The organism is Psychrobacter luti (assembly GCF_014192115.1).
Lineage (GTDB): Bacteria > Pseudomonadota > Gammaproteobacteria > Pseudomonadales > Moraxellaceae > Psychrobacter > Psychrobacter luti.
The window spans coordinates 68,576-94,827 of sequence record NZ_JACHXL010000001.1; the positions used below are offsets into that span (position 1 = coordinate 68,576).

18 protein-coding genes are annotated in these 26,252 nt (G+C 42.6%); 10 read left to right on the top strand and 8 right to left on the bottom strand.

Annotated features, from left to right (window positions below):
* Positions 1-2: 2 nt before the first annotated feature.
* Both FHS24_RS00300 and FHS24_RS00305 read right to left on the bottom strand, forming a co-directional pair.
* Complete coding sequence (locus FHS24_RS00300; RefSeq protein WP_183617701.1) at positions 3-1,247, bottom strand: HlyD family secretion protein; 1,245 nt, start codon at positions 1,245-1,247, stop codon at positions 3-5.
* 122 nt (positions 1,248-1,369) lie between these two features.
* Positions 1,370-3,034, bottom strand: a complete 1,665-nt coding sequence (locus FHS24_RS00305; RefSeq protein WP_183617702.1) for a TolC family protein — start codon at positions 3,032-3,034, stop codon at positions 1,370-1,372.
* A gap of 381 nt (positions 3,035-3,415) precedes the next feature.
* On the opposite strand from FHS24_RS00305, the gene glpK reads away from it, so the two are divergent.
* From glpK to FHS24_RS00325, 4 genes are all read left to right on the top strand, one after another.
* Positions 3,416-5,008: a glycerol kinase GlpK gene (glpK, locus tag FHS24_RS00310; RefSeq protein WP_183617704.1), complete on the top strand. Its 1,593-nt coding sequence runs from the start codon at positions 3,416-3,418 to the stop codon at positions 5,006-5,008.
* Between the two features lie 564 nt (positions 5,009-5,572).
* Positions 5,573-6,043, top strand: coding sequence for a hypothetical protein (locus tag FHS24_RS00315; protein WP_227671775.1), 471 nt, complete (start codon positions 5,573-5,575; stop codon positions 6,041-6,043).
* 350 nt (positions 6,044-6,393) lie between these two features.
* Complete coding sequence (locus FHS24_RS00320; RefSeq protein WP_183617707.1) at positions 6,394-7,422, top strand: endonuclease/exonuclease/phosphatase family protein; 1,029 nt, start codon at positions 6,394-6,396, stop codon at positions 7,420-7,422.
* Between the two features lie 212 nt (positions 7,423-7,634).
* A complete protein-coding gene (locus tag FHS24_RS00325; RefSeq protein ID WP_183617708.1) occupies positions 7,635-8,327 on the top strand; it encodes a TetR/AcrR family transcriptional regulator in 693 nt (230 codons plus the stop codon).
* A gap of 117 nt (positions 8,328-8,444) precedes the next feature.
* On the opposite strand, the gene FHS24_RS00330 is transcribed toward FHS24_RS00325, so the two are convergent.
* Both FHS24_RS00330 and FHS24_RS00335 read right to left on the bottom strand, forming a co-directional pair.
* Entirely contained in the window at positions 8,445-9,155 is a 711-nt protein-coding gene (locus tag FHS24_RS00330; RefSeq protein ID WP_227671761.1) for a hypothetical protein, read from the bottom strand.
* Positions 9,156-9,535: 380 nt separating this feature from the next.
* On the bottom strand, positions 9,536-10,000 hold the full coding sequence (locus FHS24_RS00335) for a hypothetical protein (RefSeq protein ID WP_183617710.1): 465 nt from the start codon (positions 9,998-10,000) through the stop codon (positions 9,536-9,538).
* A gap of 713 nt (positions 10,001-10,713) precedes the next feature.
* Here FHS24_RS00335 and aceE point away from each other — a divergent pair.
* Together aceE and FHS24_RS00345 are read left to right on the top strand one after the other, a co-directional pair.
* Positions 10,714-13,527: a pyruvate dehydrogenase (acetyl-transferring), homodimeric type gene (aceE, locus tag FHS24_RS00340; RefSeq protein WP_183617711.1), complete on the top strand. Its 2,814-nt coding sequence runs from the start codon at positions 10,714-10,716 to the stop codon at positions 13,525-13,527.
* Between the two features lie 39 nt (positions 13,528-13,566).
* On the top strand, positions 13,567-15,348 hold the full coding sequence (locus FHS24_RS00345) for a 2-oxo acid dehydrogenase subunit E2 (RefSeq protein WP_183617712.1): 1,782 nt from the start codon (positions 13,567-13,569) through the stop codon (positions 15,346-15,348).
* Positions 15,349-15,432: 84 nt separating this feature from the next.
* On the opposite strand, the gene FHS24_RS00350 is transcribed toward FHS24_RS00345, so the two are convergent.
* Positions 15,433-16,086 (bottom strand): OmpW/AlkL family protein, encoded by a 654-nt coding sequence (locus FHS24_RS00350; RefSeq protein ID WP_183617714.1) that lies wholly within the window; start codon positions 16,084-16,086, stop codon positions 15,433-15,435.
* A gap of 651 nt (positions 16,087-16,737) precedes the next feature.
* Between FHS24_RS00350 and FHS24_RS00355 the strand changes: the two genes are divergently transcribed.
* Positions 16,738-17,718 (top strand): ion transporter, encoded by a 981-nt coding sequence (locus tag FHS24_RS00355; RefSeq protein WP_183617716.1) that lies wholly within the window; start codon positions 16,738-16,740, stop codon positions 17,716-17,718.
* A gap of 155 nt (positions 17,719-17,873) precedes the next feature.
* Here the strand turns inward: FHS24_RS00355 and FHS24_RS00360 are convergent, their stop codons facing one another.
* From FHS24_RS00360 to FHS24_RS00370, 3 genes are all read right to left on the bottom strand, one after another.
* On the bottom strand, positions 17,874-18,542 hold the full coding sequence (locus tag FHS24_RS00360) for a TerD family protein (protein WP_183617718.1): 669 nt from the start codon (positions 18,540-18,542) through the stop codon (positions 17,874-17,876).
* Between the two features lie 111 nt (positions 18,543-18,653).
* Complete coding sequence (locus FHS24_RS00365; RefSeq protein WP_183617720.1) at positions 18,654-19,805, bottom strand: helix-turn-helix transcriptional regulator; 1,152 nt, start codon at positions 19,803-19,805, stop codon at positions 18,654-18,656.
* Positions 19,806-19,918: 113 nt separating this feature from the next.
* Positions 19,919-22,849: an ATP-binding protein gene (locus FHS24_RS00370; RefSeq protein WP_183617722.1), complete on the bottom strand. Its 2,931-nt coding sequence runs from the start codon at positions 22,847-22,849 to the stop codon at positions 19,919-19,921.
* A gap of 371 nt (positions 22,850-23,220) precedes the next feature.
* On the opposite strand from FHS24_RS00370, the gene rsmG reads away from it, so the two are divergent.
* From rsmG to FHS24_RS00385, 3 genes are all read left to right on the top strand, one after another.
* Positions 23,221-23,937 carry a 16S rRNA (guanine(527)-N(7))-methyltransferase RsmG gene (gene rsmG / locus FHS24_RS00375; RefSeq protein WP_183617724.1) on the top strand — a complete coding sequence of 239 codons (717 nt, stop codon included), beginning with the start codon at positions 23,221-23,223 and terminating at the stop codon, positions 23,935-23,937.
* 209 nt (positions 23,938-24,146) lie between these two features.
* The gene (locus FHS24_RS00380) at positions 24,147-24,923 is read left to right on the top strand and encodes a ParA family protein (protein ID WP_183617726.1); all 777 of its coding nucleotides are present in this window, start codon (positions 24,147-24,149) and stop codon (positions 24,921-24,923) included.
* A gap of 156 nt (positions 24,924-25,079) precedes the next feature.
* Positions 25,080-26,234 carry a ParB/RepB/Spo0J family partition protein gene (locus FHS24_RS00385; protein WP_183617728.1) on the top strand — a complete coding sequence of 385 codons (1,155 nt, stop codon included), beginning with the start codon at positions 25,080-25,082 and terminating at the stop codon, positions 26,232-26,234.
* The last annotated feature ends 18 nt before the right edge of the window (positions 26,235-26,252 follow it).

Below are 26,252 nucleotides of genomic sequence, written 5' to 3' on the forward strand. Positions count from 1 at the left end.
GTTTACTCTTGACTCTGATTAGCAAGGGCTGAATTGATATTGACAACCACGCTCATACCCGAGCGAATACGTCGATCAGGCGCTGATGGTCGCGCTTTGATTTCAAAGGTACGCACATCAAAACCATCGTTATTATTGGTCGGACGCCAAGTAGCAAAGTCAGATAATGTAGAGGTAGCATAAACGGTAAACTGCTTGGTATAAGGCTTTTCTGGCGATGACAAAGCAGGAATCGTACCCATAAAGCGCTGACCAATCGCAAACTGGTTTAAGTAGGTTTCAGTGACGTTGAGTACCACCCACTGATTATTAGTATTGACCAAGGTAAGTAGCGGCACACCTTGACCAATCACTTCGCCAGCATTGACGATGACATTATCCACGATACCTGCAATCGGACTTCTTAGATTAGCCTCTTCTTTTGCGACCAACGCTTCTTCTAATTGTGCATCGACTTGGGCAACTTGTGCAGTGGCGGCAGATTTATCTTCACTGCGTGCGCCTTCCATTGCTAAGTCATACTGCAAGCGCGCCGCTTCTGTTTGATCTTGGGTGGCCAAATACTGCGCGTACGCTTCATCACGTTTTTGCCGCGCCATCAGTCCTTCTTCATAAAGACGATTGACCCGCTGATAAGTGTTTTCTGCCAAATCAGATGCCGCTTTATTGGCTTGCCAAGCTGCTTTTGCTTGGGCAATCTCTTGTGGACGGGCACCATTTTCTGCTTTATCAAGCTGACTTTGGGCCATTTGTTTGCCAGCACGAGCTTGATTGATTTTGGCGTTAATCTCAGGTGAGTCCATCTCAATCAATTGCTGACCGACCGTCACCGCATCGCCTTCTGTGACCATGATTTGCGCGATACGTCCTGGCACTTTTGCGGCGATAGACGTTTCTTGCATTTGCATCTGCCCTTGTAGGGTAATGACTTCAGGCTCATTATGCGCACTGCTTTTATATAAACCATAAGCAATCGCCCCTAATATGAGCAGCACAAAAAGCACCAAAATTACCTTTTTGATCATGGCAGATTTATTTGCTTTTGCAGGCTCGCGCTTATAAGGAGGCACCGCTTGCTCTTGGTCAATATCCGCGCTATCGACGTTATCGACGAAAGGTTCAGTCGGTTGAGTGCCATCAATAGCATTAACGGGCGTTTGCTCATGATGAATGCGGTTCGATTCAGCGGTTTGGTCTGAAGCATTTAATTTGCGTGAGTCGCCTGATTCGTTATTAGATTCAGTCATGACAGTGAGATTCCTAAAGCAATAAAGTCGGTAATAAGCAGAATAATTCTGGCGTTATTTAATCTTGGCACTTAATCTTAGTATTTAATATGTCTTACTGGGTAGGCTGTTTTTCATAGCTGTTATTTGCTATACAAGGTCGGTAATCGAATATCAGCGGCGTTAAGATAAGCATTAAAGGCAAGGGGCGTACCACAGCTTTGCATCAGAGCGGCAAGAGACTGTACATAAGTATTCGCTGCTTGCGCCTGTTCTGTACGAGCTTTGAGCGATTGCGTCTGCGCTTGTACCACATCAATAGGCGTATTCACGCCTTCTTGTAGCCCAAGGCGACGCAAGCGTAATACCTCTGCTGCCAAATCCACATTACTTTGCAATGCCTGATACCGTGACTGGGCATTATTCACATCATGCCAGTTTTTTTCGACCAACAATAAAAGATTGTCACTGACCTCAATCTCAGACAAATCCGCTTGGCGTATTTTGGCGTTGCTAGAGGCTAGAGAAGCCGTTTTATCAAGCCCGCCCCAAAGTTTCCAACTTGCTGAAATACCAGCTATCCAACTGGGGTCTTTTTCGAGTTGTCCGTAGCCATAAAGCATGACAGTAGGCTTGTATCCTGTGTCTGACAGTGCGTGTAGCTGCTGTGCTTGTGCTCGTTTAGCGGCGACTTTTTGCAGACCCGGGTGATTACTCAGTGCCAAGTCTTGAAAATAATTGACATCGGGTAAAGGACGACTAGAGACAAATAGAGGCGTGGTCGGTTTAATACGGTAATCGGTACGCAAGAGGCGCTGCAGCGCCATCATCGCAAGACGCGCATCATTATTGGCATTGACCGATTCGCTTTTTGCATCGGCAAGTGCTGACTGGGCTTCTAGGCGATCGACACGTGAGATAAATCCTTCTTCAAAAAGGCGCTGTGCCATATGGTCAACCTGCTGCACCGTATCATAAGCATCTTCGCGTAAGTAAGCAGCAATAATCGCCAATTGTGCCTTAAAATAACGCTCAATTAAGGTGTTATAAAGCTCGTTTGTATCCAGTATGCTATCTGCTACAGCTTCTTGGGTTCGGGCAGTGGAAGCACCTGTTAATGCTGCTGTGCGTCCAGCGGTATAAATCGGCCATACCACACCCAGACCTGCACCCGTCGTTGAACCTGAGCGCTTTAAATCATAGGTATCTGGGATACGGTCACCGATCAATTCACCAAAATCTGGTAAATCTGCTATGGGTGGCGTAATACTATCAACGCTACTATTTACATCGTTAATAATGCCAGTTTTAATCGATGATAAATCAACATCGGCATCCAAGTTATAAGCATTGGCGGAAACGCGCGCAAATACCAATGGATTGTCTATGGTTTTTAGGGCGTCTGTCTCGTATTCACTGGCAGCAATTGCGGCTTGATTGGCGGCGACTTTTGGTGAAACTTGCAATAAAATATTTTGCGCCTGCTCAAGACTTAGCAGGCTAGATACCTCTAAGGGATAGCTGTTATCAATGCTTTTATGGGTGATAGGGTCGATAAGGGTACTTAAGCCAGTTTTGAATTCAGCTTTAGCTGTCTGTGTTTTTGTTGTCGCTGCTTTGTTTTGCAGGTTGCTTTTTTGAGTGACGCTTTGATTATCTGCATCAATAATTTGCGTCACGACCACTGGAGCTACTTCATTTTGTGACGTAATAGTATCATCGTTAGCGTTTGCGGAGTTAGACGCGGCTAAGCTCATGAGCGTAACCGTCATCACAGCAGTAGACAGAGTCGATAAAGCGAATTTCATAAGTCACATAAGCCATTAATTAGAATGCAAAGTGTTTAGAACGCGTTCAAGCAGGGCAATATTATAGACTATTAAGTGAAAGTAAAAATTGGTTATTAATAACAAAGCGTACACTGTAGTGCCACAATGGCGACGGGTCAGTGCTTACTATTCGTTTATTTCACGTTGAATAACCGCTGTTTTTATGTTATGTGTCTCATTCAAGAATAAGTGATAACATTATTTATAGATACATCTATGGTTAGGTGATAAAAAGTAGTTTTGATAGCAATCATATCTATGCAATAAGTATTTTTAGTAAATATATGGTTATAAAAGCTGATAAAAATTAGCGGCTAAAAGCAAATAAAACAATATTATATTTAAAATAGGATGTGAGCAATGGCAGGATATATTTTAGCGCTAGATCAAGGCACAACATCGAGTCGCGCGATTTTGTACGATGACCATGCCCGTCCGATTAAAATGGTACAACAGCCGACAACATTAAAGACACCGCAAGCAGGTTTTGTCGAGCAAGATGCGCAGCAGATTTGGCAGACACAGATTAGCTGTGCCCATGATGTGATTAATCAGGCAGGGCTGCTTGCGACTGATGTCACTAGCATTGCGATTACCAATCAGCGTGAGTCTATCGTGATGTGGGATAAACAAACGGGCAAACCTTTAGCGCCTGCTATTATTTGGCAAGACCGCCGTACTGCAGGTTATTGTAAAACGCTTGCTGCAGAAAGCGCGAGTGGTAAGACTGATGATAACCATGTTGATATGGCAAGCGAGATACAACGTATCACAGGATTACGCTTAGACCCGTATTTTAGCGCTAGTAAAATCGCGTGGTTGTTAGAAAACGACCCTAAATTAAGAGTACGCGCCAATAAAGGAGAGATTGCTGTCGGCACTATAGACAGCTGGCTTATCTATAAACTAACGGGTGGCGAGCACGTCATCGATGTGACTAATGCTTGTCGTACCTTGTTATACGATATCCATAAACTGGCATGGTCAGAGGAGCTCTGTACCTGTTTTGCCATACCCATGAATATATTGCCTACAGTATTGCCATCTGATGGAGATTTTGGTAAAACCAAAAAAGGGCTATTTGCCAAACAAATTCCTATTCAGGCGGTATTGGGCGACCAACAAGCGGCGCTATTTGGGCAAGGCTGCCTTGATGCAGGCATGGCAAAAAATACCTATGGCACGGGCTGTTTTATGCTGATGAATATCGGTCAGACGCCAAAACTGAGTGAGCATAAGTTACTAACGACCATCGCTTGGCAACGTAAATCAACGCCAATTCGTCCAGACAATTTATCATTTGATCAAATCGTTCAGTCTGGTAGACGTATGTTACAGCCGCCCAAAAAGGAAGTCACTTATGCCTTAGAAGGCAGTGTATTTATGGCCGGCGCTATCGTGCAATGGTTGCGTGATAATCTTGGTATGATTCAACAAAGCGGTGAAGTTGAGAGTCTAGCGCGGCAAGTAGATAGCAGTGAAGATGTGGTCTTATTACCCGCATTTACAGGGCTCGGTGCTCCTTATTGGCGCTCCGATATCAGTGCCAGTATTACCGGTATGAGCCGCGGTACGACCAAAGCTCATATCGCACGCGCGGCATTGGAAGCGGTAGCGTATCAGACTTATGATGTCCTTATCGCCATGCAAAAAGACAGTCCTCATCCACTGACTGAGCTTAGAGTCGATGGCGGCGCGGCTAATAATGACTTACTCATGCAATTTCAAGCTGACTTATTGGGAGTGCCTGTACTGCGCCCCAAAGACACAGAAATTACTGCCAAAGGTGCAGCTTTATTAGCCGGATTAAAAACGGGTTTATATGATGAAGCAACGATGCAAGCGTCATGGCAAGTCGACCGTATCTTTGAGCCTGAAATGTCCGCCGATACTCGTCAGCAGCATCTTAATAAATGGCAACAAGCTATCGATAGAGCATTAAAAGTAATGTAATTGTTTAACATGAAGCATTTAAGCGCTGTAACAACTCAGTTAAAGGTTACTTAAAGCGCTCTGCTGAACTACAAATTCATGCAAATTCGTGATAAAGATACAGGTTGTAACGCAAGGCAATCGTAATTTGGACATAAATTACATAACCTGTCTATTTGTTGGTATCCATAAATTCCTATACTTTAGATGGATTAAGTCATACCGCTAATTACTCGTATTTAATTTCTATTAATTCATAATTGTGTCATTAATAAACGTTAAATTTATCGCTTAGATTTATAGTTTAAAAATAAGCGATTAGTACATTAGCAATGAATAACTCTAATATATAACAAATAATTTAAGGATAATATTATGAATAACGATGGACGCATTACAGACCCTAATAACCGTATAATCGCTGATGACTATCTTGAAGTCGGCGATAGAGAACGCATCATTGATGACAATGCACGTCGATTAAATGACAACGATGTTGATATCAATGGTAATAGAGTTGTTAGACATGAAAACGACAATATCATCGACGATCATGATGCTATTGATCGTAATGCCGTTAAGCATATGTCAAAAGAGAGCAGAGAAGATCTGAATGCTGATCCAATCACAGGTGAGCCAGGCTCACACCCAATAGGTACAGGTATTGGTGGAATTGGCGGCGCAGCAGCAGGTGCAGCTATTGGAACAATGGCAGGTCCATTAGGAACCTTAATTGGTGGCGCTATTGGTGCTATCGTTGGTGGCGGTGCGGGTCATGCAGCAGCAGAAGCCATTGACCCAACTCGTGAAGAAGCGTACTGGCGTGCCGAACATGCCAATGCTGATTATTACCGCGAAGGTCATGAGTTTGACCGTGATTTACATCCAGCGTACGCTGTTGGTTACGCAACCCGCGCTCGCTATCCAGCCGATGCCCGTTTTGAAGACCACGAGTCAGATTTAGAACGTTCATGGCACGAAGTTAAAGGTGAGTCGCGTCTAGAGTGGGAAGAAGCTCGTCGTGCAACACGTGACGCGTGGAACCGTGTGTCTTAATAGCGGTTATATTTTTAATCTATCATGATTAAAGTAATAACGAAAAGTATTAGTGATTCAATTAATGGCAGATGAGTGCTCTTTTATTAAGCTTAATTAATCGTTTATTCGATATAAGTAAATAAACAATACAAAAGCTTACTCTCTCATTACTAGAATTAGTCTGATTGTAGACTTTACTCTGCTATCAGACAAAATAAGCCTATTTTATGCTACTTTAAAGCCTCCAAAGATTTCTTTGGAGGCTTTTTTAGTGTATATTGTTAAGTGTGAATATACTTAATATTGTTATGTATAAGTATATTTAATGATAAAACATAATTATCAAAAATAATAATAATAGGTAATTTATGATTCATAATGCAGAAGGTAATGATTCAAAGCAGTTTTATATAGCAACTGCCAATTTGCTGAATTTTGCCAATCCTAATCGAATTTATTACGAGAACGCGCCCGCTTACACCAATAAAGAATACGAGCATAAGCTGCGCGGCATTACTGATTTGTTGGCAAAAGCCCATGCCGATATTATCGCCGTACAAGAAGTGTGGGATAGTCAGGCGCTTGAAGCATTGGCGGTATCGTTAGGTTTTAAACCTGAGCATGTGGTGATTCCACTGGCCAGTAATGACAGCGCAAGCCCTTATACCCAAGGTAAAGGTGCGCAAAATACACCAGCCGTCGGTATTATTACGCGCTTTGAGCAGTTAGAGAGCACGTTGTTGCAAGCCGTAGAACCAAAAGCGGTCATCGATATTCCTGATATAGGACCTTATGAGCGTTTTAATCGTCCACCACTCATATTACGAGTGAATGCTTATGGGCAGCCGATAACGATTATTACTGCCCATCTTAAAAGCAAACGTGCTTTTTTCTTACGTGATGAAAATGGCAATCTGTTAGAGGATATGAACGATCCGAATATTCGCGTTCGTGCCAAACTGCGCAGCTTATGTATGCGCGCTGCAGAAGCCGCCTCTATTCGTATGTCTATCATTGAGCGCTTACATCATACGCGAGAGCCACTGATTTTATTAGGTGATATGAATGATGTCACCGGTAGCGTGACCACCCAATTGATGACTGAAACTGGTGAAGTCAATTACGATAAAAGTATGCGTGATGTGGCATTGTTTGATGCTGCTCGTATCCAAGCCCGTTATGGTTGGATGAAAGATGTTGCTTACACCCATATTTATCAGGGTATGCCAGAAGTTATTGATCAGTTATTTGTTTCTGAAGAGTTTTTACCTGATAGTAAGTTTTCGCTTGGTCAGGTTGAACGAGTTGACTATTTTAATGACCACTTAAAGTGGGATTATGCCGATAGAGTCATCGATCATGGTATTATACGAGCGAAAATAAAACTTCATAATTAACCCCGTTTCTTGGTTGATTGGTGAATTATTTTTAACCTATTCATGTCCCTTGCTTGACTGTGTACAAGCGTTTATCATGCCTCTTCGTTGAGTATAGTAGCGGTGCTATTGACCCAAATTACCGGTTGATAGAATGTCCTTCGATTTAGGACAGATGCTATCCGATGAAGACTATATTTATAAAGATGGGGCGTAACATTAAGAGATTTATAATGAGTGAAAATAAAGACGACAAAATTGAAGATGTACTGGTAGATTCGGAGCTGGCAAAAAAGCTGGTACCTAATAAATTCAAATTTACCAGTCAGCAAGGCCGCGCACGCCGTCAAAAACTATTGATGGGCGCGAAAAAATTGAGCGAAACTCAAGCGATTAACGATATCACTTTAGCTGCTGTCTGCGAAGAAGCAGGTATTCCAAGAGCTTCTGCATATCATTTCTTTCCAAATATCGAAGCGATATTTTTAGCATTGCGTTTTTTAAATGCCATCGATATCTTAGAAGTGTTGACTACTGTTGAAACGGTTGATTATGATAGATGGCAAGCGTATTTGACCGCGCTGATTGAGCGTTGTGTAAAAATCTTTGATGAAGACCAAACCAAAGCCAAATTGATTTATGATACCAATACGCCTGATTTTGAAGGGGATAGTTATGGTGAGCATATGGACAATCAAGTGGTGCAATTGGTCTATAAACGCCTATCAGAGCGCTATGAGATGCCAAAGTTTGAAGATATTCAAGATGTATTATTGATTACCTTTAGTATCATTAATGCCATCTTTACCGTCTCTTATCGCCGTCATCAGAGTATTACCGATAAGTATTTGCAAGAAGCCAATACCGCGTCTATCGCTTATCTACGCTGCTATTTGCCAGAAAAATTACCGCGTAAAAATCGTTAATTTTCATTGAGTTAGGCTAGAATTTTAAGCCAAATAACAAACGTAAAAAAGCCGACATGATGTCGGCTTTTTTGTTGCGTGTTTTTAATAAATATTTATTGAAAATTTATTGCGCTATCAGTGCACCTGCTTTTTATCAATCGTTGTTAGCACTTGACCGTTACAAGTATTGTCGCTTGAATCTAAAGGAGCGTATTCTTCATAATAACGCACGATAAGCGCTTCTAAAGCAACGTTAGTTCTTGAGTTATGGGCGTTAACGAAAGCTTCGCGTGCTTGCTCAAGCCAGCGGTCTGCCATCCGAAAGTGACTGTTTGATGATTCTGCGCCACGTTCACAGTGTTCGGTAGCTGCCCATATTAATGCCACTTCACTAAAGGCTATTGCGCGTGGCGCATCATTGATACCGCCACTATCTTTAAGGGCATTTAAAGTTGCCCATAGATCAGGTCGCATGAGCGCAGAAGTAGATGGAATGTCCTCTATAAGTTTAAGGTCTTCAACTTTATTATTTTTTAACGCTTGCAAGATATTTTCTGCTTTTTGGGCAGCTTGCATAGCAGCGTCTGAACGACTGTTCATACTGTCTTTATCAGTGGCATAGTTCAGCCAAGCCTGAGCTTTGTAAGCAAAATACTGTTGACGTACGCTCATGTTTTTTTGCTGATAAGTTTGCAATTCGTTCAGCATACATTTCATGGCGCGCTGTTGTACGCTTTGGGCTTTATCATCAGCTGTCTGAGCTTGAGATTCATTATGTTTGCTGTTAAGACAGTAGTTGGCGGTATTTAGCGTAGCGTTTTTTGGCGTAAGACTTGTATTTGACACACAGGATACGGTAGACAAAAGCAATATAGTGGATAGCGTAGCATATAGAGGTTTTTTATAAGGGGCTGCTTGAAGGGCAGAATGAGGCATAAGATAAACCTGAAAGTAAGGTAGTAAGTTTAAGAAGCTTGTGTTTAAAGAGATAGGTTAATTTATCATTTAATAAAAACCGTCGCCTCGTTAATACAAAAATGCCGTAAGCATGGCTTACGACAACTAGGATAAATTATAACGAGGCTAAATTATAGCGTAGAACGAGCGGCAAGCGGCTTATTTTTGCGCGAATCTTCGCGTTTGAATAAGTCTTCATCGAATTTGAAGCGCAATCTAAAGTAAGCGCCTTCTATCGTCGTATCGGTACAAAGATTGTTTTAGAAAACTTACTTAACTATAGTATTAAACGACACATCAGCAGACTTTTTTGCAGGTAAAATTTTGATATTCCATTGAAGATAACGGTATTCAGTAAAAGGAATCTTAATGACTTTTGCATCGACCAGGCGCATTAATGGTATGTCAGCATAGTTTTTTCCATCTGTACTCGCTTGAGCACTAATAGGATGTGCTTCGCCAGTGAATGTCATGCTAGTAGGGATTGGAAGGGTAATAGTCAAATCATTTATATCTTTGGCCAAGGTATTGGTATAAGTTACTTTATACTGAATAATAGTACCAGCTGTCGCGGTTCTTACAGGTATATAATTTATTTGACCTTGCGCATTGTCGACTACCTTATTAGTTATCAGCTGCATTTTTAGACCATTATTAGCATAAGCTGTATTATAAGAAAATACAGAGAATAAAATTGCTGATAATGTGGTCTGTAAAAAACTAAGGTACTTCATGTTTTACTTCTTCCTCAATTCTTATGTCGATATTTATTGGTGTATTAAGTATAAATTTGTTTATTTTCATTGACTATGAGGCACTGTGAATCTTTCGTTAAAATATGAAGTGTATATCATCGAAGAGTCTTAGGGATTATGATGTAATTCTGAAGAATATGCCATTTAATTGTCGAGTGTTAGATTTTATATATCTAGATAATGATATATTGACACTACTTTACTTTTATAGTTAGGTCTCGATTTACTGGTTTTATCTATAATTACTCATTGCTCAGTCTTTACTATTAAGCTATCTCTAATTCTAATTAGAGTAAAATAAAAAGCTTTTAATATTATTAATATCCCTAAAAAAATAATCACTATTTATTTTAGAAATACTTGTCATATTGGCATTTCTCCATAGCTATAAACAAACCCTTAATAAGTACCTATAATAGAGTGTCATTATCATTTGATAGCGAGTGTCACATATTGGCTGTCGTCAGGTTTTATAAGAATATCTATTTACCTCCCTATGCTAATGGACAGTGATATAAGTTGTTTAGGTTTTTCTGTCATCACCAAAAAATACAATGCAATGCTTAGATGCAGCAAGGACGTTATAAGGAAAGCATCAAGTAAAGTGATTGCTCATTAAAATACGTACCACACTCTGATTTAATAACACTCTGTCATCGTGCAGGGCTGACTGATAAAAAGGATTAAGAAAGATGAATTATTATAAGGATGCTGATAGCACCGAAACCCAAGAATGGCTGGAAGCCTTTGAGTCCGTTATCAAACATGCCGATAAGGATCGGGCGCAGTTTTTATTAAAAGCGTTATACAATATGGCGGTACAAGAAGGACTGCCATTTAACCGTCTTGATACGGCTTATATCAATACCATCGCGGTCGAAGATGAGCCAATGTACCCAGGCGACTTGACGATTGAACGCAAAATTCGAGCTTTGATTCGCTACAATGCGTTGGCCATGGTTATGCGCGCCAATAAAAACGATGATGATTTAGGCGGTCACTTAGCGACTTTTGCCTCAAGTGCGACCCTTTATGAGACGGGCTTTAACCATTTTTTCCGTGCCGCCAGCGATCATTTCGGCGGTGACATGATTTATTATCAAGGTCACTCAGCACCTGGTATTTATGCGCGCTCTTATTTAGAAGGTCGTCTGACCGAAGAACAGTTAGAAAATTTCCGCCGTGAAGTGGGCGGCAAGGGTCTTTCAAGCTATCCGCATCCCTACTTAATGCCAGATTATTGGCAGTTCCCAACCGTGTCGATGGGCTTGGGCCCGATTATGTCCATTTACCATGCGCATGTACATCGCTATATGGAAAACCGCGGTTTGTTAGAGAAAGAAGATCGCAAGATTTGGACATTCTTGGGTGATGGCGAAACCGATGAGCCAGAAAGCTTGGGTGCCATTTCTCTCGCTGGTCGTGAAAAACTGGACAATTTAATTTGGGTCGTCAACTGTAACTTACAGCGCCTTGATGGACCAGTTCGTGGTAACGGTAAGATTATTCAAGAGCTTGAATCTGTATTCCGTGGGGCTGGCTGGCGCGTGATTAAGGTGATTTGGGGCGGTCAGTGGGATACTTTGTTAGATAAAGATACGACTGGTGTGCTTAAGTATCGTATGGAAGAAGCGGTCGACGGTGAATATCAGTTATATGAAGCCCGTACGCCTGAATTTACGCGCAAAGAGTTTTTTGGTAAATATCCAGAGTTAGAGGAGATGGCAAACGAGCTGTCTGACCATGATATCGCACGCCTAAACCGCGGTGGTCATGACCCGATGAAGGTTTATGCCGCCTTTAGTGAAGCCATGAAGACCAAAGGTCAACCAACCGTTGTCTTGGTCAAAACCGTTAAAGGTTATGGTTTGTCTACCCAAGCACAAGCGGTGAATAAATCGCATCAAATCAAAAAACTCGACCATGAAGCTTTGATGTATTTCCGTGACCGCTTTGATTTGCCATTTACTGATGAAGAATTAGAGACGCTACCTTTTTATCGTCCAAAAGAAGATTCGCTTGAGATGAAGTACCTAAAAGGTCGCCGTGAAGCCTTAGGTGGTCATCTGCCCAATCGCCGTAGTGGTCATATCCCGCTGAATATTCCAGATTTATCTATTTTTGATCGCGTGCTTAAAGGCAGTAATGGTAAAGAACAATCGACCACCATGGTCTTTGTACGTCTGCTATCCGCCATGCTAAAAAATAAAGACATTCAAGACCGTGTTGTGCCTATCGTTCCTGATGAAGCACGTACTTTTGGTTTAGAAGGTATGTTCCGTCAGTTGGGTATTTACTCGGCTTCTGGACAAAAATATACGCCAGAAGATAGTGAAGCCTTGATGGGTTATAAAGAAGCCATCGATGGTCACATGCTAGAGGAAGGTATCAATGAAGCAGGCGCGATGAGTACCTGGATTGCACTGGCAACCAGTTATTCTGTCAATGCGTTACCGATGATTCCGATGTATATTTACTACTCGATGTTTGGTTTCCAACGTATTGGTGACCTTGCATGGGCGGCAGGTGACTGTCAGGCGCAAGGCTTCTTACTTGGCGCAACAGCAGGTCGTACTACGCTAAATGGCGAAGGCTTGCAGCATCAAGATGGTCATTCACAGATTTTATTTAACGTCGTACCGAATTGCGTGACTTACGACCCTTGCTTTGGTTATGAGCTGGCAGTGATTATGCATGATGGTCTACGCCGCATGTATGGCGAGGGCGAGCGCGTTTATTATTACTTAACCTTAATGAATGAAAACTACGAACAACCTGCTATGCCAGAAGGCGTGGAAGAAGGCATTAAGCGTGGTATGTACTTGCTAGAAGACAACGGATCAAGCCAAGTTCAGCTGCTCGGTTCTGGCGTTATTTTACGTGAAGTACAAAAAGCGGCACGAATATTACAAGACGAGTTTAACATCAGCTCCAACGTTTGGAGCGTGACCAGCTTTAACGAGCTGACTCGCGATGGTATGGCTTGTGATGACTATAACCGCCTGCATCCGATGGAAGAAGAGATAGTGCCTTGGGTTACTGAGCAGTTGGCTCCGCACGAAGGTATCGTGGTTGCCGCAACAGATTATATGCGTAACTACTCAGAGCAAATCCGCGCATGGTTACCGGACAATCGCCCTTATACGACTTTAGGCACCGATGGCTATGGTCGCTCGGACACCCGTGAGCAATTACGTAGCTTCTTTCATGTTGATGCCGCTCACATTGTTGTGGCAACGCTTAAACGCTTAGCTGATGAAGGTGAAGTTGAGATGCGTCTGGTAAAAGATGCGATTTCAAGCTTCGGTATCGAAGCCGATCAACCACCTGCATGGCAACAACAGCCTCATTATGATCATTTCCCAGACGCGCCAGCCCCTGATAATGTTAATCCGAGCCCTGTACCAGAGTTTGTCGATGAAGATGATGATGAAATAAGTAGCGAAGGTCGCGCAGAAGACCCAGCTGATGCCGCCTTACTCAATGATGATGACGTCAAAGAATAGCCAAAAGACAAGGCAATCATAATACAAGGAGAATTACGGATGGACATTAAAGCCCCCGATTTGGGTGTCGATAGCGCCGAAGTCAGTGAGATTATGGTCGAAGTTGGCGACGTTATTGCAAAAGACGACAATATTATTTTATTGGAATCTGATAAAGCTTCAGTAGAAGTGCCAAGCTCGGCTGCCGGTAAAGTGACTAAAATTAGCGTGGCAGTTGGCGACCAAGTGAGCGAAGGTATGGTGCTCATTGAGCTTGAAAGCGAAGCTGGTGCTGACAGTCAAAATGATAGTCAAAGCACTGATGAAAAAAGCGCTGATACAGAAAATAAAACAGAACCTGCCGCTGACAAACAAAATGAGTCACAGGATAATCAGCAAGCAGAGAAGCAAAGCAATACTAGCACAGCTGAGGTAAATACTTCTCAATCTGCAAAACAAGCAAGTGAGCAAGCAGGAAAAGCAACCACACATGCCTTACCAGACCTAGGCGTCGATGAAGCGCAAGTGTCTGAGATTATGGTCAGTGTCGGTGATATCGTCACTGCTGATCAATCCATTTTGCTCATTGAATCTGATAAAGCGTCGGTTGAAGTACCGGCGCCAGAAGCTGGCAAGGTCGAAAAAATATTGGTGCAAGCAGGTGATATGGTCGCCAATGGTCAAGACTTTATCGTCATTATTGGTGAAGGTACAGCTAGCACTAGTACGGCAAATGAGAGTAAAGCCGAGACTTCTGAATCGCAAGCATCAAAACCTGCTGACTCCACTAATAAAACTGAATCAGCTGAGCAGTCTGACAAGTCGCAAACAACAGACAAGCCAAAACAAGCTGCTAAATCTACGAGTAGCACAAGCGCTGCACATGCTAAGCTGAGCGAAGCACAAGTCAATGAAAAAATGGTCGATATCTATGCCGGTCCTGCTGTGCGTAAGCTTGCACGTCAGCTAGGGGTTGATATCTCCCAAGTGGCGGGTTCAGCGCTTAATGAGCGTATCTTAAAAGAAGATTTGTTTGCGCATGTGAAAGGTAAGTTGAATACTCAAAAAACCGCACCTGATAGTGGCAATGGAGTTAGCTCAATCCTGCCAAGCTTACCTGATATGAGTAATACTGAGATATGGGGTGAGACCGAAGTACAAGATTTAAGCCGTCTGCAAAAAGTGTCAATACCGCAGCTTAATTATAATACCTTGTTGCCGCAAGTAACGCAGTTTGACCTATCGGACATTACGGAGACTGAAAAGTTACGTGGTGAGCTTAAAGGTGCTATGAAAGCGGAAGGTATCGGCTTCACTATTTTAGCCTTTGTTGTCAAAGCGACCGCTTATGCGCTAACCCAGCATCCGCGTTTTAACAGTCATTTGAGCGACGATAATACCCAAGTTATTTTACGTAAAAGTGTCAATATGGGTATTGCGGTAGCGACTGATGACGGCCTCATTGTACCTGTTATCAAAAATGTGCAAGATAAAGGGCTTAAGCAGATTGCCATTGAGATTGGTGAGCTTGCGGTTAAAGCGCGTGATAAGAAGCTGACGACTAAAGAATTGCAAGGCGCAAGCTTTACGATATCAAGCCAAGGTAACTTAGGTGGTACCGCATTTACGCCATTGGTAAATTGGCCACAAGTGGGTATCTTAGGGGTATCAGAAGCCAGTATGCAGCCGCGTTGGAATGCTAGTAAGCAAACCTTCGAGCCACGTTTGATGTTGCCATTATCGCTATCATATGATCATCGCATGATTAATGGCGCTGATGCCGCGGTATTTACCCGCTATATCGCAACCTTATTGGCTGATCCACGTCGGATTTTGCTATAAACTTATTTCTCAATGAATAAAAGAAGCCAGCTTAATAGCTGGCTTCTTTTATTCATGGTGTTCAGTATATAGCAATGGGCTATATTAGAACTGTTTTACAAAAGCAACGCCGTATACCCAAGGGCTGATATCGATTTCACCAAGCTCATAATTAACGCCTGTACCATCTACTACGGTAGCGTCTGTTTTGATGTCCATATAACGGGCATCAATACGCAAAGACTCAGTAGGAGCGAATGGGATATCAAGACCGATATGACCAGCAACACCAACGCTATCATCAAGTTTTAACTCAAGACCTAAGTCGTTATTAAGTTTTTCTTTGAAGAAAGTTGTATAGTTCACACCAACACCAACAAAAGGCTTCACATTCATAGGCAGGTTGTAGCCGTCGAAGTGGTATTGTAGAGAAAGAGTAGGTGGTAAATGTTGAGTTCTACCTGTTATTTCACCACCATTTGCATCAGTTAACGTAAAGTCATGATGAAATGGAATTGCTGCTAGTAGCTCAACGCCAACGTTATTTGCGATAAAGTATTCGCCGCTGATGGTTGGACGTACATCACCATCAACATCTACAGTGTAATTTGTAGTGCCTATAGTAACGTTACCGTTATCACTTTTAGGATCAACATAGTGAGCACCAGCGGCAACAGTCCAACTACCAGCAGGTACAGCGAAAGCGGTGGTCATAGTAAGTGCAGTTGCAGTAGCCAAAACTAGGGATTGTAGTTTCATCGTTTGATTCCTCAACGTAATAGATGATTATTGGTCAATTTCTAATGAGGGATGACATTAGTGACCGATTACACAATGTTATGGTTATAGTTAACTTGTAACATTATCTCTCTATTATAATACAAAAACCTTACTAAAAGTAAGGTTTTAAATGGAAGGCGGTAATATTAATATTTTAAGTGACACATGTACTTCAATAGATAGACTAAGTTAAGAATAATCTTCTAATTACGGTTACTATTTCAATTCAGCGGTTTATTCTGCTATTTTATTAAAGGGGACGGTCAGACATTATGCTCGGTTATTGTAGTAATTCTCCGCTTCGTTGTGAAAACGCCCGTTCAATTAAGCTCTTAAACCAAATAGATTCTTGTTGCCCTAACTGTGGTTTATTCTTATTACCTGCACAAAACTTAAGCAACCAATTACGGGCTGATGAGCAGTTTTTACGCTTCGTTTTCTTGGCGATTGCCGTGATGTTGTTGGCAGTGACCTACATTTATTACCTAAATTTTGTATAATCATCATTACTGATGTATAAACTAAATGTGCCCATCAACTTTGTTAGGCTGAATTTAGGCATAAGCGCTTTTTAAAAAACGGTTTATTAATATAGGATCGGTGTTACACCGCACCGCATATAGGGACGCCATGCTACTCCAATCTATACGGCGCTTGCGTCTTTTCGTCTATAACATTCTACAAAACGATGAGCATGACACGCTCTTTAGTCGCTATGTTGACTACTTCCTCATTCTTTTGATTATGGCGAACGTCACGGCGGTCATCGCTGAGTCTGTAGATAACTGGTACTATCCATATCAAGAGTATTTCAACTTGTTTGAAAACTTCTCGATTATCATTTTTTCTATCGAGTATTTACTCAGGTTATGGAGCGTCGCTGAAGCGAAACCGGACAATACCACGTGGCGTCAGCGTTGGGATTGGCTAAAAAGTCCGTCGGCGTTGATTGATATCATTGCGATTGCGCCTGCATTTTTGAATTTCTTTGTCAGTATCGATTTGCGTTTCTTACGTATCTTACGTCTGTTTCGCATTCTTAAACTTACCCGTTATTTTGCTTCCTTACGTATTTTATTGGTGGTTATCAGTAAGGAGAAAGGCTCGTTTCAAGCGGTCCTTTTTATCTTAATTATTATGATTGTGACGGCATCAAGTGGGATTTATTTGGTAGAAAACCACGCGCAGCCAGAGGAGTTTGAATCGATACCCAAAGCCATGTGGTGGGCGGTGGTCACCCTGACAACGGTCGGTTATGGTGATGTAACTCCTATTACCAATGCCGGTAAAATATTGGGGGCAATTATCACCATATTGGGCGTCGGTCTAGCTGCATTACCAGCCGGTATTTTGGCGACGGGTTTGGCAAATGAGCTCAGTCAGCGCCGTGAAGAGCTTGAGCAAGATTTTCGTGGGCAATTGGTCGATAGTGATTTTGATTTGGTTCAGAATCAGATGATGATTGAAAAAATCCGCCGCGAGCTTGGTTTGGATAAAGAGCAAGCGCAAGAGATTGTACTGCAAGTATTGCGTGAGCAAGAACTAGAACGCCGCGAAAGAGAAGTGCGGCAAAAGAATTTTTGCCCGCATTGCGGTGAACCGTTAGAGTAAAGCTGAAGTTTAAGCCTTTTTCTTAAAGGTGGCTCTTAAGAGCAGTTCTTAAACGCAGTTCTTAAATTAAAAGTTTTTAGTGTAAAAAAGGGTGAGACGTTCTTAAATAGCGTCTCACCCTTTTTATTTTATAAGCAGAAACCAATCCTACCTTTCTACCTTAATGTTGAATCCCTTTCGGGAGGCAGGGCGCGTGCCAATTCATGCGCCACTTCTTGCGCGGCTGTCGATAAATCTAACGCAGGCAGGGGTAGGTTTTGTAAAGTCAAATGCCAGTCATCCACCTCTCGGCGCAAGTGTGCGACCCAAAGCGTAATGCAGTCACGTGGTAGCTGCTTTAAATTAACTTCAAAAGAGCGGTTACCTTCATCATCGCTTAAATGAATTTCACCTTTTTTGACTCTGCTAAAAGGCTGCCCATGATAAGAGTTGGCAATCAAAGCGATATGCGTGATGTGAGCAGGGATTTTATCTAAATAAAGCCTGATTTGCTCTTGGTCAAGGGGTGCAAGGTACATCGCTTGCTCACCGCGGTCTTTGCCATTGAGGCTATCGCCTTGATGTTTGACGGATTCTGCTTTATCACGTAGCTGCTTAAACCAAACAATATCGCTGATGTTACAGTTGTCGTCATACAGTACGCAGGCCAAATCGATATCAATCGCGCCTTCATTTTTCTTAAAGCGCTTCTTTAAATTTTTAAATAAGCCTTTTTGCTCAATTTTGGTAAATTCATAATTTAGCGCAAAGAATAACGTCCCCGCATCTAAACCCAGCCCTCTTAAACTGTCTGAAAGTAGTGGTGATGGGGTAGTGGTCGACATAATATTCCTTTTGGGTTTCGCATGATAAATGTTGTAATGGTTATTTTAAATAGTATAAACGTTAGAGCGTTTGAGTATGGCTATTAGATTTTCATAATTATTAATAATGAGCTATTTTTCTTCATCATTTACTGGTTTATCTAGTACAGCTTGATACAGTAGCGCAGGTTTAGCATCTAATAGACCGCTACCAAAGCCCCGTAACCACCAAACCAGCTGCGAGGTTAAGTTAACGGTTGCTTGGATGGTCAGGGTTTCATCGCTATTGATGGTAATGGTTTGGTTCTCACTAAGCTTACTTTCCGTTAAGCTTTTGCCCGCTTGTTTGGTAAATTGTAGCTCAACCGCGGTGTGTTTGCCATGACCAGGCAATTGGTTAAATAAAGGATGGCTAAAGCCCATGCCGCCTGCATCTAAATAGTTATCTAGTTGGAAATTGTCTGGGGTTTTAGCCACGCTTTCTAGTATCTCAACGCTGGTAAATCGATGCAGGGCAAAGGTGCGAATAATCACTTCTGGGTCATCGGTGCGCGTTGCCAATAGGTAAATAATTACCCCGCGCTGAATGATAGCAATAGGGTTTAAGGTATATTCGCTGGCTTGTGATTTATCACTGCGGGTATAGCTGGCTTGTATTTGTAATTGATAAAATAACGCATGATAAATGTTGTCTTTACTTTCTAAATCAATATGCGGTGCAATCAAGGGCTGAGTTGCAGGCTCTATACGCACTCTGTCAATCCATGAATGCGTGACTTTGCTATTCTTAAGTTGCCTGCGTGCTAAGTCAAACCAAGGGAATAGCTCATCTAAAATAACGGGCGGTAACAGCTGGCTTAGATTGGCTTCAACCATATTAAAGGCAACCGCTTGTGATAAGTTCATATGCGGCAAGCTTTGGAGGGGTGCATCATCTTTCCAGCGCCAACCTTGCGGATTGGCATTGTTTTTTTCGATAGGAAAGCGTTTGGCAAGAGCATTTAAGTCGCGTTGCACCGTGCGCAAACTGATATCAAAGCCTGCCAATATAAGCTGCTCGTAAACATGGGTTGTACCTACCCAGCGATTGCGCTGCAATTGTGATAAAACTTGCCATTGCCGTGCCGTCGTCGCGGCTCCATGACGATTATCTGCTGCTTCCTCAGACGCTTTATTATATGCAGTAACTTTTTCTGTAATTTCTTTAGTCACTAGTGCAGTTGCTGACTCATCAACAGCTGCTTGAGCTTGAATACTATCGGCGTCAGTAGAATGTACAGTCATTAAAGATAACCTTTATTCAGTCACGGGTTTGGTTGCTAGCTGTTTATTAGCATTTTATTAATTAGCATAGCGCATCATAAAAAACCAATCATCGCAGAAAAGCATGACAACGTCTAGGGATGCATTTCTGTATTTGTCTCTATGTTTGCGTCTGGGTTTACATCTAGACTTGTATCTAGGTCACCTTTCTCTTTCTTCGATTTTTTTTGCTTATCTTGTTTTTTTTGACGTTTGGCTTGGCGCTTCTTCTTAGCTTTCTTTTTCGACTTTTTATCATCGACTTCGTCATCAGCGTTCTGATTCTCATCCCATAGCATCAAACGGCTTAACACTTTGCCAAATAAGGTGTCCTTGCGATAGCGACCTTTTTTATTCATGGTATCGACAGGTAGACCGGTCATTAAGGTCAAGGCTTCACTTAAGGTATGTACGCCATAAATATGAAATTGCTCTGCTTGAACGGCGGCAATGATGTCATCACGAAGCATTAATTGTTTGACGTTGGCCATTGGGATAACCACGCCTTGTTGTCCCGTCAGCTCTTGCTCGCGGCAAGCGTCAAAGAAACCGGCGATTTTTGAATTAATACCGCCAACCGCTTGGACTTCGCCTAATTGATTCATCGAACCTGTAATCGCAAAAGATTGATTGATAGGGACGTTTGCCAAGGCGGAGAGTAGCGCACAGCCTTCACTGACCGTCGCACTATCACCATCGATATGGGCATAACTTTGCTCAAAAGCGAGCGAGGCGCTAAAGTTTAGCGCATGATGCTGACTAAATAAGGCGCGCAAATAGCTGGTCATAATCAGCATGCCTTTGGCGTGTAAGCTACCGCCCAAATCCACATCACGCTCGATATCGAGGATTTCGCCAGCACCGATATTTGGTTGAATGACTGCTGTCAGACGAGCAGGCATACCAAACTCGCTATCCGCGTAACTAACGACAGTAAGCGCATTTACTTGTCCCACAGCATCACCTTGGGTCTGAATCAGCTGTTGGCCGTTTTTTAGCTCATCCCAATAGAGGTCGCGCAAATATCCTGAGCGCTCGTCCATATCGTCAATAGCATAAGTGACGTGAATGGCACTAACGATATTTTTACCGCTCAAACGCGCATGGCGGTTGGATTCATGCAAAAGCTTAATCAATAAATCACTATGCAAACTTAAGCGGTCTTGGTCTTCTGCTTGTAAGCTTAAATGCTCAAGTAGGGCGGCTTGCGCGCTACTATCAAAAGGATAAAGGTTGGCATAATCAATGATGTCAGCCATTTTTGCGACCAATGCCAATTCGTGTTCAGGGCTGCGAGTCACATCATCATGAAAATCGGCGCGTACTTTAAATACCGCATCAAACTCAGGCTCAAGCTCTAGTAATTCGTAATATAAATCTGCTTCGCCAAGCAAAATGACCTTAATATCAAGATCAATGGGTGCGGGCGCGAGCGATAGGCTGCCTGTTAAGGTCAGCATCTGCTCAAGGCTTGAAAGTTTGATTTTGCGTGATTGGAGGGCGCGCTTAAGACCTTGCCATGCATAAGGGTGCTCAAGCAGATGACTGGCTTCTAACAACAGATAACCACCATTGGCGCGGTGCAGCGCGCCTGCTCGAATCATACTGACATCGGTGGTTACTGTGCCCAATTGGGTGATTTGCTCGACATGACCCAATAGGTTTAAATGCGTCGGCAAGTCTTCAAAGATGACCGGTGCGCCACTATCTGGCGTATGGCTGACAATGACATTGACTGCATAGCGGCTCGGCGTTGTGGCTAGCACTGCCGTCACAAACTCTTCGTCATCGCCATTGACGATACGCTCGACATGCGTGACCATGTCGGCAAATACGGTTTTTAGGTATTCGACAACCAATGGATGATTAGTAAACTGCTCATAAATAGGCGCAAATAGAGGCTGTAGCGCTCGGCGTGCAATATTGCGATGCAGCTCTTCAATGGCATCATTGGCTTCGTCTTCTAATTGCTCTAAGACGATGGTCAGCTGACTTAATCGTTTTTGCATATGGTTTTTTTGTGCAAAATTATTCAGCTCAGCTTCATATTCGCTCTTGCCGTAGTCGTGGTTAGCATCTTTGATAACGCTATCATCGTTACTCAGAATATCGTTACTAGAAGCATTTGCACTAGCAGTATTAGCTTGCTGACTTTCCTCTTTTATTGACTTATTTTCCTGATTGTTAGAGGTTTTGTAATCTTTAACTTCACTATTGCTTTCTTCTTTTGGTAGCTGGCTAGGATGTACAAATACCGCTTTATTATCAAATGCGCGAAACGTCAGTGCCAAATCGTATTGTTTACCTTCGGTATTTAGGTCGTCGTAAGCTTGACTTTCTTTTTGATGGGTATCATTTTTGATGGCTTCGATTTTGCTTTGATATTGGTCGCTACGAAAGCGTTGGCTAAGTCGTTTTTTGGCTTGCTGCCATAATTGATTGACCTGCTGCTGTAGTATGGTCGCCTGACCAGAAGGTAAACGTAATGCTTGCGGTGTACGTGGATCGGTAAAATTGTACACATAAACCCAGTCGTCGGGCGTCGGTGCGTCAGCGGCAATCCGTTGTAATAAACGACTGATAACCGTGCGTTTACCTAAGCCATTTTCACCAGCGGCAAATACATGATAGCCGCTGGCATGAATATCCAGTGCCGTATGCAACGCTTTAAGAGCACGCTGTTGTCCAAAGCCGACATCTAAATCGGGGGCAGTGCGGGTATCGCTCGGTAGTTCATTGGTATCCGTATAACGCTTAAGCTGCTCGGCACTGATAAGGCAGCGCTCATTAACATCGATAAATACCGGATGAGGCGTGCTAGGCGCATCTAATGTGCTATCTGGCTCATTAATGTCTGGCTGTTTTTTGCGTGCCAGTTCTTTTTTGGGCAGCTTTGTTTTAGATGGCTTTTTTTTAGGCAGATTCGTTATTAATGATTCTGACTCTGCTGCTTTATCGACAGGGCTTACCATAGGGTCGGTATCTTTTGGGTCTTGATTCATAGGTGTATTTTGCGGTTCAGTCATAGTTATATAGTAAGTCGTTTTAAGAGGGCGGAATGGTTATTGAGCTTTTTCTATTTAAGCGCTAAGTGTAAGAATGCGCTTTTAACAATGAATCATTTTTTATAATGCATAAGGACATCTTACAAGATATAGGCGCGTTTTAGACAAGACATTAGGCGCAGTTTTGTATCATAGAGAGATAGATATTTTTACTAATTAGGTTAAGGTAATATTCATTTCTCTACGTTAAATTGATGACTGTTGAAGAAGATAAGCCTTCAATATAGGCTTAGATAGTATAAGATGGCGTACATTGGCGCAATCTGCAACTATTCAATGGGCAGCCTGCATGATAAAATAGACGGTTCACATGTCAAAACTGGATAACCCGTATGTCAGATTCTACTAAAACCTCTTCATCATCTGCTAGCACGGGTAACATTCATATTGACCCGACAGGTTTTGTAAAGCTCGGTGCCCAATTACCTACGCTTGCAAATATCTTGGCGCAATCAATAGATGAGCTGGGTCTTACTTTAGGCACGACTCAGCAGCGCACGTTATTATTGTATTTAGACCAGCTTTTATTATGGAATAAAGCGTATAATCTGACCGCTATTACCGATCCAATCGAAGCACTTATCAAACATATCATCGATTGTTTGGCTATTATAACGCATTTACCATCAGGGTCACTGCTGGATATTGGCACGGGAGCGGGCTTGCCAGCGGTGATTATCGCTATCTGTCAGCCTGAGCGTCAATGTACCGCGCTTGATAGCAATCAGAAAAAAATTCGTTTTATTAAACAAATCAGTAGCGAGCTTGGTTTGAGTAACATGCACCCAATCGCCTCGCGTATTGAAGCGCATGAAGCCAGCTACGAGGTGGTAACATCGAGAGCATTTGCCAGTTTGATCGATTTTGTTGAAGTCGCTCAGCCACGCTTAGCAGATAACGGTTATTTATGCGCGATGAAGGGTAAAGCCCCAAGCGACGAAGAATTACAAGCCCTAGATGGCGATTGGCAAATTAAGACGATTCCGTTAAAAGTGCCTCGTTTACAGGATAGTCGCCATTTAATTGAATTATCCTATAAAAATGTCTAAGCTATGAGCACGCGACGCACTGTAAGGTAACAAATGTTCTATAGTGACATATAAATGGTCTTATCGTTTATACACAGGTGTTTAAGTAATCTTATAGTGTTTAAGTAACCTTATAGGTAAGCGTCAGGTAATTGAGTAAAATAATAAGCACGAGCAGCAAAATGCTTCAGTAAAATCAGTAATAGATCCTAATTAAATTGAGTGAGTGTATGGAAATCATAGCAATTGCGAATCAAAAAGGCGGCGTGGGTAAAACCACGACGGCAGTGAATTTGACCGCCAGCTTAGCGGCCAAGCGCAAGCATGTACTGCTGATTGACTTAGACCCACAGGGTAATGCCACCAGTGGCACGGGCGTGGATAAGAACCAATTAGAGCTGACCATCGCTGATGTACTGCTCGATGGGGTGTCGCTGTCTGAGGCGATTGTAAATAGTCCAGCTGGCTTTGATGTCATCGGTGCCAATCGTGATTTGGCGGGTATGGACATCACCTTAATGAGTAAGACCAACAGCCATGAGCTGTTTAAAACGGCGATGGCGGAGCTGGTTAATGATCAAGTTGCGGCCAAAAAGCCTGCTTATGATTATGTGATTATCGATTGTGCGCCAAGCTTAAACTTGCTGACGATTAATGCTTTGGTTGCCACCGACGGCGTTATCATTCCGATGCAGTGCGAATATTATGCGCTAGAAGGTTTAGCGGACTTGTCACAGACAATTGAGCGTCTCACTGAACTTAATCCTAAACTGTATATTCGCGGTGTGGTCAGAACCTTATTTGATGCGCGTAATACCTTGGCGCGGGATGTGTCTGCTGAATTAGAGGCGCACTTTGGCGAGATTATGTACAAGACTCATATTCCAAGAAATATTCGTTTAGCAGAAGCGCCAGCACATGGTTTACCAGTTATCGCGTACGAGAGATGGTCAAAAGGTGCGCGCGCGTATCAAAAACTGGCGGCTGAAGTGATGAAACAAAGTTAATATCATTAATTATTAATCGTAAGTTCTTAGTCAAAAGCTGTTAGTCATCAATTGGCTTGTTTGGCTTAAACATTAAAAACAGCAAATTATATTTATTAGTAAGCCGGCAGTAATAAGCATTGGGCTTTTAATTTTAGCGTTAGAGGATAGGTAATCATGGCAAAGAAAAGAGGGTTGGCTGCCAATAGAGGCTTAGATGCCTTATTAGGGTCAATCAAAAAAGAAAAACAAATTGCCGCCTCTGCCTTACAAGATGATACGGTAGTGCGTGAGCCTACTGTGTCAGCTGCAATGCTAGAAACTGAAATATCAGAAGCTGATAAGCAGGATGCCAGCGCGGCAGTCAAAGCTGCTGATGCAAAAACTGCTCAGAAACCTTCTGCCTCGCCAGTGACAGAGCAATCTACTGACACTCATAATCGTAAAGCGCGTACGATTAAAAAAAGCTCTGCTAATAAAACCCGTGCAAATGTGACAGAAAACAGTGCTTCTGAAGACCAAATAAGCTTGGTGCAAATCGATGTGACGCGTTTGCAAGCGGGTAAGTATCAACCACGCCGTGATATGAGTGAAACTGCGCTGGCAGAATTGGCCTCTTCCATTGAACAACATGGTGTGATGCAGCCAATTGTTATTCGTCCATTACTGGCGAATGAAGATAAAAGTGAAGCTTTGGTTACGCATGAAATTATCGCCGGTGAGCGCCGCTGGCGTGCGGCAAAAATGGCGGGTAAATCGGTTATACCAGCGATTGAGCGTGCGTTATCTGATGAGCTGGCAATTGCACTGGCATTAATTGAGAATATCCAGCGCGAAGACTTATCGGTGATTGAGCAGGCGGCAGCTTTACAGCGTTTCCATACAGAATTTGGTATGAGTCATGCCATGATTGCCGAAGTCGTTGGTAAAGCGCGTACCACGGTTTCAAACTTGCTACGTCTCAATCAGCTCCATGATACGGTCAAAGACCATTTGGCAAACAGTGCTTTAGATATGGGTCATGCGCGTACATTGTTGGCGCTATCATCAGAACAGCAGCCTATCATTGCGCAAAAAATCATTGATGGTGGTATGACGGTGCGCGAGGCTGAAAAGCTGGTTAAATCCATTTTGCAACCTGCGCCAAAAGCCAATCGTACTGAGCAAGTGCAGTCTCGTGATGTTGAACGCTTAACCCAGCGTTTAACCGATATGTTAGGCGCGGAAGTAAAGCTCAAACACAAAAAAGACGGGCAGGGTAGTGTTGAGATATTCTTCCATAGCCAAGATCAGCTGGCAGCATTAATTAAGCATATAGAAGCTCAGGCTTAAGGTTTTTAATAAGCTTTA

Bases quoted from the DNA above. Each gene is read 5' to 3' on its own strand.
- FHS24_RS00300 (WP_183617701.1), bottom strand. From the start codon at position 1,247: ATGACTGAATCTAATAACGAATCAGGCGACTCACGCAAATTAAATGCT.
- FHS24_RS00305 (WP_183617702.1), bottom strand. From the start codon at position 3,034: ATGAAATTCGCTTTATCGACTCTGTCTACTGCTGTGATGACGGTTACG.
- glpK (WP_183617704.1), top strand. From the start codon at position 3,416: ATGGCAGGATATATTTTAGCGCTAGATCAAGGCACAACATCGAGTCGC.
- FHS24_RS00315 (WP_227671775.1), top strand. From the start codon at position 5,573: ATGTCAAAAGAGAGCAGAGAAGATCTGAATGCTGATCCAATCACAGGT.
- FHS24_RS00320 (WP_183617707.1), top strand. From the start codon at position 6,394: ATGATTCATAATGCAGAAGGTAATGATTCAAAGCAGTTTTATATAGCA.
- FHS24_RS00325 (WP_183617708.1), top strand. From the start codon at position 7,635: ATGAGTGAAAATAAAGACGACAAAATTGAAGATGTACTGGTAGATTCG.
- FHS24_RS00335 (WP_183617710.1), bottom strand. From the start codon at position 10,000: ATGAAGTACCTTAGTTTTTTACAGACCACATTATCAGCAATTTTATTC.
- aceE (WP_183617711.1), top strand. From the start codon at position 10,714: ATGAATTATTATAAGGATGCTGATAGCACCGAAACCCAAGAATGGCTG.
- FHS24_RS00345 (WP_183617712.1), top strand. From the start codon at position 13,567: ATGGACATTAAAGCCCCCGATTTGGGTGTCGATAGCGCCGAAGTCAGT.
- FHS24_RS00350 (WP_183617714.1), bottom strand. From the start codon at position 16,086: ATGAAACTACAATCCCTAGTTTTGGCTACTGCAACTGCACTTACTATG.
- FHS24_RS00355 (WP_183617716.1), top strand. From the start codon at position 16,738: ATGCTACTCCAATCTATACGGCGCTTGCGTCTTTTCGTCTATAACATT.
- FHS24_RS00360 (WP_183617718.1), bottom strand. From the start codon at position 18,542: ATGTCGACCACTACCCCATCACCACTACTTTCAGACAGTTTAAGAGGG.
- FHS24_RS00365 (WP_183617720.1), bottom strand. From the start codon at position 19,805: ATGACTGTACATTCTACTGACGCCGATAGTATTCAAGCTCAAGCAGCT.
- FHS24_RS00370 (WP_183617722.1), bottom strand. From the start codon at position 22,849: ATGACTGAACCGCAAAATACACCTATGAATCAAGACCCAAAAGATACC.
- rsmG (WP_183617724.1), top strand. From the start codon at position 23,221: ATGTCAGATTCTACTAAAACCTCTTCATCATCTGCTAGCACGGGTAAC.
- FHS24_RS00380 (WP_183617726.1), top strand. From the start codon at position 24,147: ATGGAAATCATAGCAATTGCGAATCAAAAAGGCGGCGTGGGTAAAACC.
- FHS24_RS00385 (WP_183617728.1), top strand. From the start codon at position 25,080: ATGGCAAAGAAAAGAGGGTTGGCTGCCAATAGAGGCTTAGATGCCTTA.